This window comes from Streptomyces sp. SID11385 (assembly GCF_010548245.1).
Taxonomy (GTDB): Bacteria; Actinomycetota; Actinomycetes; order Streptomycetales; family Streptomycetaceae; genus Streptomyces.
In genome coordinates this window covers 1-10819 of the sequence record NZ_JAAGLR010000970.1, presented here as the reverse complement: position 1 = coordinate 10819, position 10819 = coordinate 1, and the positions used below count along the sequence as shown (strand labels likewise).

At 74.0% G+C, this 10819-nt stretch carries 11 protein-coding genes and 1 pseudogene; 7 read left to right on the top strand and 5 right to left on the bottom strand.

Going from position 1 to position 10819, the window contains the following annotated elements:
• A partial coding sequence (locus tag G3I42_RS29355) for an ECF transporter S component (protein ID WP_164290774.1) occupies positions 1 to 689 on the top strand: 689 nt, incomplete at its 5' end.
• Between the two features lie 261 nt (positions 690 to 950).
• A complete protein-coding gene (locus G3I42_RS29350) occupies positions 951 to 1457 on the top strand; it encodes a transglycosylase SLT domain-containing protein (RefSeq protein ID WP_203607515.1) in 507 nt (168 codons plus the stop codon).
• Positions 1458 to 1543: 86 nt separating this feature from the next.
• Here G3I42_RS29350 and G3I42_RS29345 read toward each other — a convergent pair whose 3' ends face one another.
• Entirely contained in the window at positions 1544 to 2299 is a 756-nt protein-coding gene (locus G3I42_RS29345; protein WP_164290773.1) for a TetR/AcrR family transcriptional regulator C-terminal domain-containing protein, read from the bottom strand.
• A 134-nt stretch (positions 2300 to 2433) separates the two neighbouring features.
• Here G3I42_RS29345 and G3I42_RS29340 point away from each other — a divergent pair, with 134 nt between their 5' ends.
• A complete protein-coding gene (locus tag G3I42_RS29340; protein ID WP_164290772.1) occupies positions 2434 to 3570 on the top strand; it encodes an NAD(P)/FAD-dependent oxidoreductase in 1137 nt (378 codons plus the stop codon).
• Positions 3571 to 3586: 16 nt separating this feature from the next.
• Here G3I42_RS29340 and G3I42_RS29335 read toward each other — a convergent pair whose 3' ends face one another.
• Together G3I42_RS29335 and G3I42_RS29330 are read right to left on the bottom strand one after the other, a co-directional pair.
• Entirely contained in the window at positions 3587 to 4015 is a 429-nt protein-coding gene (locus G3I42_RS29335) for a carboxymuconolactone decarboxylase family protein (RefSeq protein ID WP_164290771.1), read from the bottom strand.
• A gap of 82 nt (positions 4016 to 4097) precedes the next feature.
• On the bottom strand, positions 4098 to 6134 hold the full coding sequence (locus G3I42_RS29330) for a bifunctional glycosyltransferase 87/phosphatase PAP2 family protein (RefSeq protein ID WP_164290776.1): 2037 nt from the start codon (positions 6132 to 6134) through the stop codon (positions 4098 to 4100).
• Between the two features lie 507 nt (positions 6135 to 6641).
• Here G3I42_RS29330 and G3I42_RS29325 point away from each other — a divergent pair.
• Entirely contained in the window at positions 6642 to 7316 is a 675-nt protein-coding gene (locus G3I42_RS29325) for an O-methyltransferase (RefSeq protein WP_164290770.1), read from the top strand.
• A 109-nt stretch (positions 7317 to 7425) separates the two neighbouring features.
• Positions 7426 to 7827: a DUF1992 domain-containing protein gene (locus G3I42_RS29320; protein ID WP_164290769.1), complete on the top strand. Its 402-nt coding sequence runs from the start codon at positions 7426 to 7428 to the stop codon at positions 7825 to 7827.
• A 278-nt stretch (positions 7828 to 8105) separates the two neighbouring features.
• Here the strand turns inward: G3I42_RS29320 and G3I42_RS29315 are convergent, their stop codons facing one another.
• Complete coding sequence (locus tag G3I42_RS29315) at positions 8106 to 8837, bottom strand: translation initiation factor IF-2 (protein WP_164290768.1); 732 nt, start codon at positions 8835 to 8837, stop codon at positions 8106 to 8108.
• 5 nt (positions 8838 to 8842) lie between these two features.
• A complete protein-coding gene (locus tag G3I42_RS29310) occupies positions 8843 to 9583 on the bottom strand; it encodes a hypothetical protein (protein ID WP_203607514.1) in 741 nt (246 codons plus the stop codon).
• Positions 9584 to 9726: 143 nt separating this feature from the next.
• On the opposite strand from G3I42_RS29310, the gene G3I42_RS29305 reads away from it, so the two are divergent.
• Together G3I42_RS29305 and G3I42_RS29300 are read left to right on the top strand one after the other, a co-directional pair.
• Positions 9727 to 10302, top strand: coding sequence for a GNAT family N-acetyltransferase (locus tag G3I42_RS29305; protein WP_164290767.1), 576 nt, complete (start codon positions 9727 to 9729; stop codon positions 10300 to 10302).
• Positions 10303 to 10415: 113 nt separating this feature from the next.
• Positions 10416 to 10819 (top strand): annotated as a pseudogene (locus G3I42_RS29300) (hypothetical protein); the annotation flags it as partial.

The following is a 10819-nucleotide window of genomic DNA, read 5'->3' as shown; positions in this document are numbered from 1 at the left end:
TCCCGCTGCTGCTCGCGGTCGTGGTCGCGGCGATCGCGGACGGGGGCCTGGACGCGAAGGCGGTGGCGATGCTCGGCGTCCTCGCCGCCGCGGGCGCCGCGCTGCGCCCGCTCGGCGCGGGCACGGCGGGCATCGAGCCGATGTTCTTCCTGATGGTGCTCGCGGGGCGGGTGCTCGGCCCCGGCTTCGGCTTCGTCCTCGGCGCGGTGTCGATGTTCGCCTCGGCGCTGCTGACCGGCGGCGTCGGCCCCTGGCTGCCGTTCCAGATGCTCGCGATGGGCTGGGTCTCGGGCGGCGCGGGCCTGCTGCCGGGCGCCCGTTCGCTGCGCGGGACACGGGAGCTGCTGCTCCTGGCGGGGTACGGGGCCGTCGCGGCGCTCGCGTACGGCTTCGTCATGAACCTCCAGGGCTGGCCCTACCTCGGCGGCCTGTCGACGGGCGTCTCGTACGTGCCGGGCGATCCGCTCGGCGCGAACCTGGGGCGCTTTCTCGCCTACTGCCTCGCGACCTCGCTCGGCTGGGACCTGCCCCGCGCGGCGCTCACGGCGGTGCTGAGCCTGACGCTGGGGCCCGCCGTCCTGAAGGCGCTGCGCCGCGCGACCCGCAGGGCGGCCTTCGAGCCGGAGGTCTCCTTCGCGGTGGGTGAGCACTCACTCACCCCGGGCGAGGAAAAGGGCGCCGAGAGGTGAGGCGGCGCACGTGACCTGGCTCGCACCCGTACCGGCTTAGTAGGGCGGGGACAGGAGAGCCGGGGGCTGAAGCGACTTTTCACCCCCGTCCCCTACCGGCCGTAGTACACCCGCCCTTTGCCCGGCGCACCGCCGTCCGCCTACAACGGGACACGTCGCCGGCGCGGTAATCCCCGCCGCTCCCGGAGCGAAGCACCGCCTCGCGGTTCCCGCTCCCTCTCCCGCGCCCCTGCCCCTCGTCCCCGACGTCAGGTCTCCTTCATGCGCATCCCCTTCCCCGCCGTCGCCTTCCGCCTGGCCCGCGTCCCCCAGCAGTTCGTGACCGGTGTCGCCCTCGTGGGCGGTGCGGCCGGGATGGCCCTCTCCGGCGCCCCCGCCTCGCACGCCGCCACGCCGGCCCCGCAGGCCGCGACGGTCATGAGCGCCGCGAAGAGCGCGGGCACGACGGAGAGCGCGGGCGCGGTGAAGGCCGCCGACACGGCCTCGGCGAAGACGCTCGCGAAGAAGCTGCTGCCCGACGCCCGCCAGTTCGCCGCGTTCGACAAGATCGTGTCGCACGAGAGCGGCTGGAACCCGCACGCCACCAACGCCGCCTCCGGCGCCTACGGCCTGGTCCAGGCGCTGCCCGGCAGCAAGATGGCGTCCGCCGGCGCCGACTGGCACGAGAACGCCGGGACGCAGGTCAAATGGGGCATCCAGTACATGACCGAGCGCTACGGCAGCCCGGCCGCCGCCTGGGACTTCTGGCAGACGCACCACTGGTACTGAGCCGCCCCGGCCGCACACGACCGAAGCCGCCGCCACCCGCACCGGGGTGGCGGCGGCTTCGTCGTACCGGAAACCGCAGCGAGCCTCTAGAAGCTCCCCGAGCCCTCCGCCGAACCCGAACCCGAACCCGCGCCGTCCGCGGCCCCCGACGCCGAACCCGGCACCGACGCCACGATCCCCGTCAGCACCAGGTCGACCCCCGCGAGGAACTGTTCGCGGTCGTCGTGGTCGCGGATCTGGTCGGCGACGGCGCGGGTGAAGGGGTACGCGGCCGGGTCCAGGGCCTCCCAGGCGCGCGAGGCCGCCTCCAGGAACTCGGCGCGGGTCTCGCCCTCCGGCAGGTCACCGGCCATGTCGCTGTTCGCCGCGTTCTGCCCCGCGACACCGAAGATGTAGTGCATGAGCGCCGACGTGGCCGTGAACCAGCCGCTCTCGGGCACCCCCATCGCCCGTACCTGCCGCCCCAGCGCCTCGAAGATCCGCGGTGCCACGGAGCCCCAGGGCTCGCGCGCGAACTGCGCCGCGAGCTGGGTCGCGAGCCAGGGGTGCGCCTCGGTCGCCTCGTAGAGACCGAGCGCGACGGAGCGGACGGCCTCGCGCGGCGTGTCACCGGCGGCGGGCTCGACGGACACCGCGTCCGCGACGACGGCGTCCGTCGCAGCGCCGAGCAGTTCGTCCTTGTTCGCCACGTGCCAGTAGATCGCCCCGGGGCCCGTCGAGAGCCGCTCCGTCAGGGCCCGGAAGGTGAGCTTCCGCGCTCCTGCCGCGTCGAGCAGTTCGATGGCGGTCCGGACGATGCGTTCGCGCGAGAGCGGCTCGGCGCGCGCGGTCCTTTTCGTCATGCCCCTATCCTGGCACACGGCCCTGGAACACGGTTCCAGCTTGACAATTCTGGAACACCGTTCCAGAGTGGGGTGTGGAACGACATTCCAGACGCCCTCCGGACGCATTCCGGACGACTGCGAAGGAGCCCGCCATGACCACGCACACGCACGTCACCATCATCGGCGCGGGACTCGGCGGACTCACGCTCGCCCGCGTCCTGCACGTCCACGGCATCCCGTCCACGGTCTACGAGGCGGAGTCGTCGCCGACGTCCCGCTCCCAGGGCGGGATGCTCGACATCCACGAGAACAACGGGCAGGCCGCCCTCGCCGCCGCCGGGCTCACCGAGGAGTTCCGCGCGATCATCCTGGCGGGGCACGCGGCCTCGCGCGCGCTCAACCCGGACGGGTCCGTCCTGCTGGAGGAGGACGACGACAGCGACGCCCGCCCCGAGGTGCAGCGCGGCGAACTGCGGCAGGTGCTCCTGGACTCGCTGCCGGAGGGCACGGTGCGCTGGAACCACAAGGTCACCGGCGTGCGCGCGCTCGGCGGCGGCCGCCACGAGGTGAGCTTCGCCAACGGCACGACGGTCGAGACCGCGCTGCTCGTCGGCGCGGACGGCGCCTGGTCGCGGGTGCGCCCGCTCCTGTCGGACGCGAAGCCCGTGTACACCGGCACGTCCTTCGTCGAGACGTACCTGTACGAGGCCGACACGCGCCACACCGCAACGGCGAAGGCGGTCGGGGCCGGGGCGATGTTCTCGCTCGCGCCGGGCAAGGGCATCCAGGCCCACCGCGAGGCGAGCGGCAGGCTCCACACCTACGTGGCGCTCCAGCGCCCCCTGGAGTGGTTCCAGGCGCTCGGCTTCGACGACCCCGCGTCCGTCAAGGCGGGTCTGCTCAGGGAGTTCGACGGCTGGGCGCCCGAGCTGACCGCCCTCATCACGGACGGCGAGACGGACCCCGTGCTCCGCCCGCTCCACACGCTCCCCGCCGACCACCGCTGGGACCGGGTGCCCGGCGTCACGCTGATCGGCGACGCGGCGCACCTCATGATCCCCTCGGGCGAGGGCGCCAACCTGGCGATGTTCGACGGCGCCGAGCTGGGCAAGGCGCTCGCGGAACACCCGGACGACACGGAGGCCGCGCTCACCGCGTACGAGCGCGACGTCTTCCCGCGCAGCCACGAGGAGGCCGGGCAGGCGACCCTCATCCACGAGCTGATGTTCGGCCCGGACACGCCGCACCGCTTCCTGCGCCTGATCACGGGCCAGGACTGGGAGTCCTGAGCCGGGCCCGGCCTCCTCAGCCGGTCGGCTCGCCGCCCACCGGCAGCAGGCCGCGCTCCCCGAAGACCCTCTTCGCGACGAAGGTCGCGTTGAGGGCCTTCGGGATGCCGCAGTAGACGGCGGCGTGCAGCAGGGCCTCGGTGATCTCCTCGGGGCTGAGCCCGGTGTTGAGCGCGGCGTTGATGTGGACGTCGAGCTGGGGTTCGCAGCCGCCGAGCGCGGTGAGGACGCCGAGCGTGACGAGCTGGCGGTCGCGCGGGACGAGGCCGGGGCGGTCGTACATCTCGCCGAAGGCCCAGCCGACGACCTGCCGTCCCAGCTCCGGGCTCACGTCGGCGAGCGAGTCGACGACCTTCTCGCCCACGCTCCCGTCCACACTCTTCAGCACGTCGAGCCCCCGCGCGTGCCGCTCCTCGCGCGTCTTCCAAGCCGCCTGCTCCGCCATGACGGGTCGTCCTCTCGTCGTTCCGTGAGCCATCGCCGAGGACGGTAGAGCCTGGAGCCCACTCAAAGGCAAGCCCCGGCCGTCAAGCCCCTTCGGCAACAGAGGAGCGGGGGCGTGGGGGCGGGGCCCCCACATCCGGCTCCCCGCCCCCGGAGGGCTCCGCCGCCATCCCCGCTCCCTTGGTCCGCCCCCGCGGCCCCGCCAGGGCATACGTGATCCCGAACCCGAGCCCCACCGCCGTCGCCCCGCCCACGGCGTCGAGCACCCAGTGGTTCCCGGTGGCCACGATCGCCGAGACCGTGAACAGCGGGTGCAGCAGCCCCAGCGCCTTCATCCACCACTTCGGCGCGAGGATCGCGATCACGAGCCCGCACCACAGCGACCACCCGAAGTGCAGCGACGGCATCGCGGCGTACTGGTTGGTGACGGCGGTGAGCGTCCCGTAGTCCGGCTTGCTGAAGTCCTGCACGCCGTGGACGGTGTCGATGAAGCCGAGCGTCGGCATGAGGCGCGGCGGAGCGAGCGGGAAGAGCCAGAAGCCGAGGAGCGCGAGGAGCGTCGCGAAGCCGAGCGCGCTGCGCGCCCACCGGTACTCGGCGGGGCGGCAGACGTAGAGGATCGCGAGGACGCTGAGCGGGACGACGAAGTGGAAGGACTCGTAGTAGAAGTTGAAGAAGTTCTCCAGCCAGGAGACCTTCACGACGGCGTGGTTGGCCCAGTGCTCGATGTCGATGTGCAGGAACTTCTCGATGCTGTGGACGATGTCGCCGTGATCCTCGGCGGTGGCCCGTCCGCCGCGCGCGGCCTTGCGGACCTCGGAGTAGGCGGCGTAGCCGACGCGGATCAGGAGCAGTTCGAGGAGCAGGTTGGGACGCCGGGCGACCCAGCGCCACACGGGGAGCAGCGGCACCCAGGACCAGCGCGCGGGGCGGCGCGGCAGGTGGACGGTGGCGACGGGGTGCTCGTAGGCGGGTGCGGAGGTGCTGAGGAAGGGCACGAGGCAGGCCGCCGCGAGGGCCGCGATGAGGATGATGTTCTGCGTGATCGGGTCGAGGCTCGTCATGTTCGGCAGCAGCACCTTGGGGGTGAGCGAGAGCGCGAGCACGACGGCGATGGGCCACACGTACCGGTCCGCCGCCTTGGTGCCGACGCGGCCGACGGCGGTGAGCAGGACCCACAACATCTGGTGCTGCCAGCTCGTCGGCGAGATCGCGACGGCGACGCAGCCGGTGATCGCCACGGCGAGGAGCGGCTGCCCGTCCGCCGCGTACCGCACCGCGCGGCGCAGCCCCACGTAGACGACGAGGAGCGCGAGCACGGCGTAGAGCGCCAGCTCCACGGGGCCGTGCAGGCCGAAGCGCAGGAGCGCGCCGTGCAGCGACTGGTTGGCCAGCTCGTCGCTGGAGCCGAGCCCCGCGCCCGCGATGTGGTGCACCCAGTAGGTCCACGAGTCGTGCGGCTGGGCGATCCAGGCGAGGACGGTGCCGGCCAGGAAGGTGGCGAGCGTCGAGACGCCCGCGCGGCGGCGCCCGGTGAGCCACAGGAGCGGCGCGAAGAGCAGCATCGTCGGCTGGAGCGCCGCCGCGAGGCCGATGAGGATTCCGGCCGGGACGTCCTTGCGCACGGCGAAGCAGCCGAGGACGACGAGCAGGACGGGCAGGATGCTCAACTGCCCGGTGTGGAAGGCGTTGCGCACCGGGAGCGAGACGAGGAAGAGGCAGATCGCGACGGGCGCGACGAGCAGCGGTACGAGGCGGGAGTGCGAACGGGGCCGGGGCACCGCGCGCGCGACGACGAGGCCGAGCACGACGACGAGCAGGAGGCTCGCCACCGTCCACAGCACGCCGAGGGTGTCCTGCGCCGCCTCGCGCAGCGGCTTGAGGACGAGCCCGGCGAAGGGCGAGCCCGTGAAGCTCCCCGTGTCGTACAGGGAGCCGGAGACGTGGAGCACGCCCTGCGGGCCCACCCACGTCTCCAGGTCGGTCAGCCGGTCCCCGGGGGGCAGCCGCAGGACGGCCGTGAGCTGCCGCACCACCAGGGCCGCGGCGGCGACCCACAGCACGACGCAGAGGACCCGCATCCGGGCCCTGACACCGTCGGGACCGCCGGGACCGAACATCCCGTCCGTCCCGCTCCGCTCCGCATTCGCCACGTCGTGTGGCCTCCCGCCCCGCTCGTCGTTGTCCGGCACGTCCCGGCCCTCGGTGGCGCGCTCCGTGCTCCCAGAGGCTCGTGCCGCCCGTGTGCGTAGACGCAGCCGGGCCCCTGTTCGCCTCATAGCCTCTTCTCTTTCACCTTGCCGTTGACCACGTTTTGACCGGCTTTTGGCCGAAAACTGAGGATCTGGACAAGGTCGTCCGCCACCGAGGAAGCGGACGCCCACCGAATTCTCGCGGAACGGTACGGAACGCTCCCCCTCACCCCCGCTCGGGGCGGGGAAAGCGTAGCCGTCGGCTCGCGGCCGGTTTCCGCCGCACCTTCCCGGCAACGGAGTGGTCACCCTACGTGACACCTCGCGAGCCCGGGACCGGCCGGAGGGAGCGGTGGTAAGTTCCTTTCGGGAACCCACCCGTTCCCCGTCAAGAGCCACCGCGTTCTCCCGCGAGCCACCGAAAGAGGCGCCCCCGTGCCCGATCCCGCGCAGACCTGGACCGACGTCGACACCTACTTCACCGATCTCCTCGCGCCCACCGAGGACTTCTTCGCCGAGGCGCTGCGCGCGAGCGACGCGGCCGGGCTGCCGCCCATCGCCGTCGCGCCCAACCAGGGCAAGCTGCTGCGCCTGCTCGCCGAGACGCAGGGCGCCCGGCGCATCCTGGAGATCGGCACGCTCGGCGGCTACAGCACGCTGTGGCTCGCGGGCGCGCTCCCGGCGGACGGGAAGCTGATCACGCTGGAGTACGAGCCGAGGCACGCCGAGGTGGCGCGCGCCAACCTCGACCGCGCCGGGTACGCCGAGACGGTCGAGATCCGGGTCGGCGCCGCGCTCGACAGCCTCGCGGCGCTCGCCGAGGAGAAGCCGGAGCCCTTCGACTTCGTCTTCATCGACGCCGACAAGGTCAACAACCCCGGGTACGTCACGTGGGCCCTGGCCCTGACCCGTCCCGGCAGCCTCATCGTGATCGACAACGTCGCCCGCGACGGCGAGGTGATCGACCCGGGGAGCACGGACCCCCGCGTCGTCGGCACCCGCGCCGGGCTCGACCTCGTCGCCCGCGAACCGCGCCTGAGCGCGACGGCGGTGCAGACGGTGGGGAGCAAGGGGTACGACGGCTTCGCGCTGGCCCGCGTCGTGAGCTGAAGGCCGCCGGGGCGCCCTCGCGTGACCGCCCCGGGAACGCGGCGGTCCGGCCGTCCGGGGGAGACTGGACGGGTACGCGCGGGGGACAACGGCGGACGGAGACCACGACATGACCCAGCGGAAGCCCCCCGGCCTGGACTTCGAGTCCTGGATCGACCGGCAGATCAGGGAGGCCGAGGAGCGCGGTGAATTCCGTGCCCTGGCCGGGAAACCACTGCCCGAAGAGGGGCCGCACCACGACGAGTTGTGGTGGATCAAGGGGAAGATGGCCCGCGAGGGCCTCTCCCACCTGCCGCCCTCGCTGGCGCTGCGCAAGGAGGCCGAGGACACCCTCGCCGCCGCGCGCGAGGCGCCGAGCGAGGCGGTGGCGCGGCGCCTGGTCACGGAGCTGAACGAGAAGATCCGCGCGGCGCTGCGCAGTCCGCTGGAGGGCCCGCCGCTGCGGCTGAGCCCGTACGACGTGGAGGAGATCGCGGCGCGGTGGCGAGCGGCGCGTGAGGGCGACGCCTGAGGCGGCGTGGTTACGGGGGCGGCGTGAGGCGCCCGGGTACCGGGCCGGTTTCGCCCGTACGAGGGACGGTGCGCGTGCGGACGCAGGGTCCCCCGGGCCGGGCGTGAGGCGGGGCGCGGCATGCGGGCCACGGCGGCTCACGGCATGCGGTCCGGCGCGTGGCCCGGCGCGGCGCGTGGCATGAGGAAGGGGCGGAGGACGGGGTCCCACCCGTCGTCCGCCCCTTCCGGCTCTCGGGGAGCGCGGTCCGTGGCGTCCGTGCGCGCGCACGGGGCGCGTCACAGGTTCAGCAGGCGCTCCGTCGTCTCGCGGTACTCCTGGAGCGCGAGCCGCAGCCGCTCGGTGTCGGCCTCGGTGCCGTTCCCGGGACGCGAGGCGGTCTTCTCGTCGCCGGGGACGCGGGCACCGGCGTCGGTCGTGGCGTCGGTCTCGACGCCGGTCGTCGTGCCGGTCGCGGCGCCGGTCGGGTCCTCGGTCGTGGCGCCGGGCTTCCACGCGGCGGAGGGGGTGCCGGGGAGGCCGGTACGGTCGTCGGCCACACCGTCACCGTCGGCGTCGCGCGTCGTCCCCGTACGGTCGCGGCGGCCGTCCAGGCCCGTCGGCTCGTCCTCCGCGCGGTCCGCGCCCGGGGCCGTACCGGCGCCGCCCGGCGTACCGTCGCCGAACCCGGCACGGTCGCCGAGCCCGGCGCCGTCCTCGCGCCGCGCGCCGCGGGCACTCTCCGCGCTGCGGGCGCCCGCGCTCCGGGCGCTCCCCGCGCCTCCCTTGCCGTCCCACGCCGAGCGGAGTTCGCCGTGGCGGTGGACGAGGGCCTTGTGGAGCTGTTCGACGGTCTCGGCCAGGAGGCGGTCGGCCTTCTCGACGGCCTCGGCGGGCGAGTCGACGAACTCGCTGACGGCCTCGCGGAGTTTGGGTTCGAGGCGTTCTCGCGCCCCGGCGGGCAGGAAGCTCGTGGCGGTGCGGTCGCCGGAGCCGGTGGGGGTGGCCTTGTCGGGCAGTATCGCGGTCATCTCGGTCAGCTCCTCCGGGCCTCGTGGCCCTCGTAGGTCTCAGTGGCTTCGGGGACGGGGGCCGGGGCCGTGCCCGGCGCCGGGGCCTGTGCCGTGCCGGCTGCGGGCGGTGTGTCCGGTCCCTGCGCGCGGTCGCTCGCGCGCTCCGTGCGGTGTGCGGCGTGGTGCGCGGTGTCGCGCCCCGTACGCGTCCCCGAGGTGCCCGCGCCGATGAGCTCCTCGAAGAGGCCGCGCGCGGCGAGCAGTGCCTCGCGCAGTTCCTCGGTGCTCTCGTGGCCGCTCTCGGCGGGGTTCAGCGCGGCGCGGAGCCGGCGGTAGCCGTCGACGTGGTGCGGGTGGTGGACGGAGAGCGAGTCGAGCCGGGCCGCGTGCCGGTCGCCGCCGGGGTGGCCGACGGCCGTCGCGGTCTCGGCGAGGAGCCGGTCCGCCTCGGCGGCGGCCTCGCGCGGCGCCTCGACGAAGCGCTCCTGGAGGGTGCTCCAGGAGGCGAGGAGGCGGGTGCGCTCCTCGGCGGCCGGGGTGTGCTCGTGCAGCGAGCCGTAGGTCTTGACGCGCTCCCTCAGCTCCTGCTCGGCGGCGCGCTTGTCACCGTCGTGGTGCCGCACGGCCCGGTCGTACTCGGGACCGAAGCGGCGCGGCAACGAGCCGCCCGGGGCGCCGGCACCACGCCGTACGAGGAGGAACGCGACGGCGGCGAGGACGACGACCACCACCACGATCAACACAATTGTCAAGGCGGGAGACATGCTTGCCCTCCGTGGGAAAGAGTCCGGTCGGAACCCGCGTCCCTGTCCCGGACCCGGGGTGTTGCGTTCAGCACTCCGGGTTGCCGCGAACGGCGCGTCAAAACCGCTGGCCCACAACCGGCACGGTGGGTGAGGATCGGAGGATGGACGCACGCTGGGCGATCGCCCCAGAACCGCACGAGTCGCCGACCGCCCTCGACCTGTGGCGCGCGTACTACACGGAGCTCTCGGACCGCTGGTACCGGCTCCACGAGGGGCACGACACGGAGCCGGGCGAACTGCGCCGCGCGCTCGCCGCCTCCGACCACACACCGCTCGCGCCGCCGCACGGACTGCTGCTCGTGGGGTGGTACGGGGACGAGGCGGCCGGTTGCGTGGGGCTGAAGGCGAGCCGTCTCGACCCGCACGCCCTGGAGCTGACCCGGATGTTCGTGCGTCCCGCGTTCCGCGGCCTGGGCGGCGGCGGCCGGCTGCTGCGCGCGGCGGAGGCGGAGGCGCGGGAGCGCGGGGCGCGGCGCCTCGATCTCGACACGCGCCACGACCTGGTGGAGGCGCGCGGCCTGTACACGCGGCACGGGTGGCGGGAGACGGGGCCGCTGTGGGAGGACACGTACGCGCAGCGGTGGTTCAGGAAGGAACTGGACGCGCGGGAGGCGCCGGGAACGCGGGAGGGCTCGGGGGCGCCGGAGGGCTCGCGCGCGCCGGGGGCGGCCGTCTGAGGGACGGACGCACGGGAGGTTGACGGCTTGTCATGGTTCGCCCGGTCGAACACGTGCTCAGGGACTCTCGGCATAATCGCGGGGATCGCTCAGGGGGCCGGGAGGGGACTGCGGTGCACGAACAGGAACGCGGACACAGACGCGAGCAGGGACACGAGCAGGAAGGCGAGCGGGCGGGGAGACCTGCGAAGGGGCACGGGCAGGAGTCCTGCCCGGAGTGCGGAAGGCCGCGCGAGGGCGGGGCGCCGTGCGCGTGCGGGGTGGACGGCGAGGAGTTCAGCCCGCTGCGGGTGCGGCCGTACGTGACGGTCGGCGAGGAGGACGACGGGGCGGAGCCGGAGCCCACGACGTACGGCGGGGCGCTCCCCGAGGCGACGATGCGGCTGCCGCGCGTCCCCGGGCCCGGCCTCGCGGGCGCGGGCGAACCGGACGCGGAACAGCGGGGCGGCGGGCGGCGCAAGGGGCTGTACGTGGCCTCGGGGGCGGCCGTCGTGGTGGTCGGCGCGGTCGCCGCGCT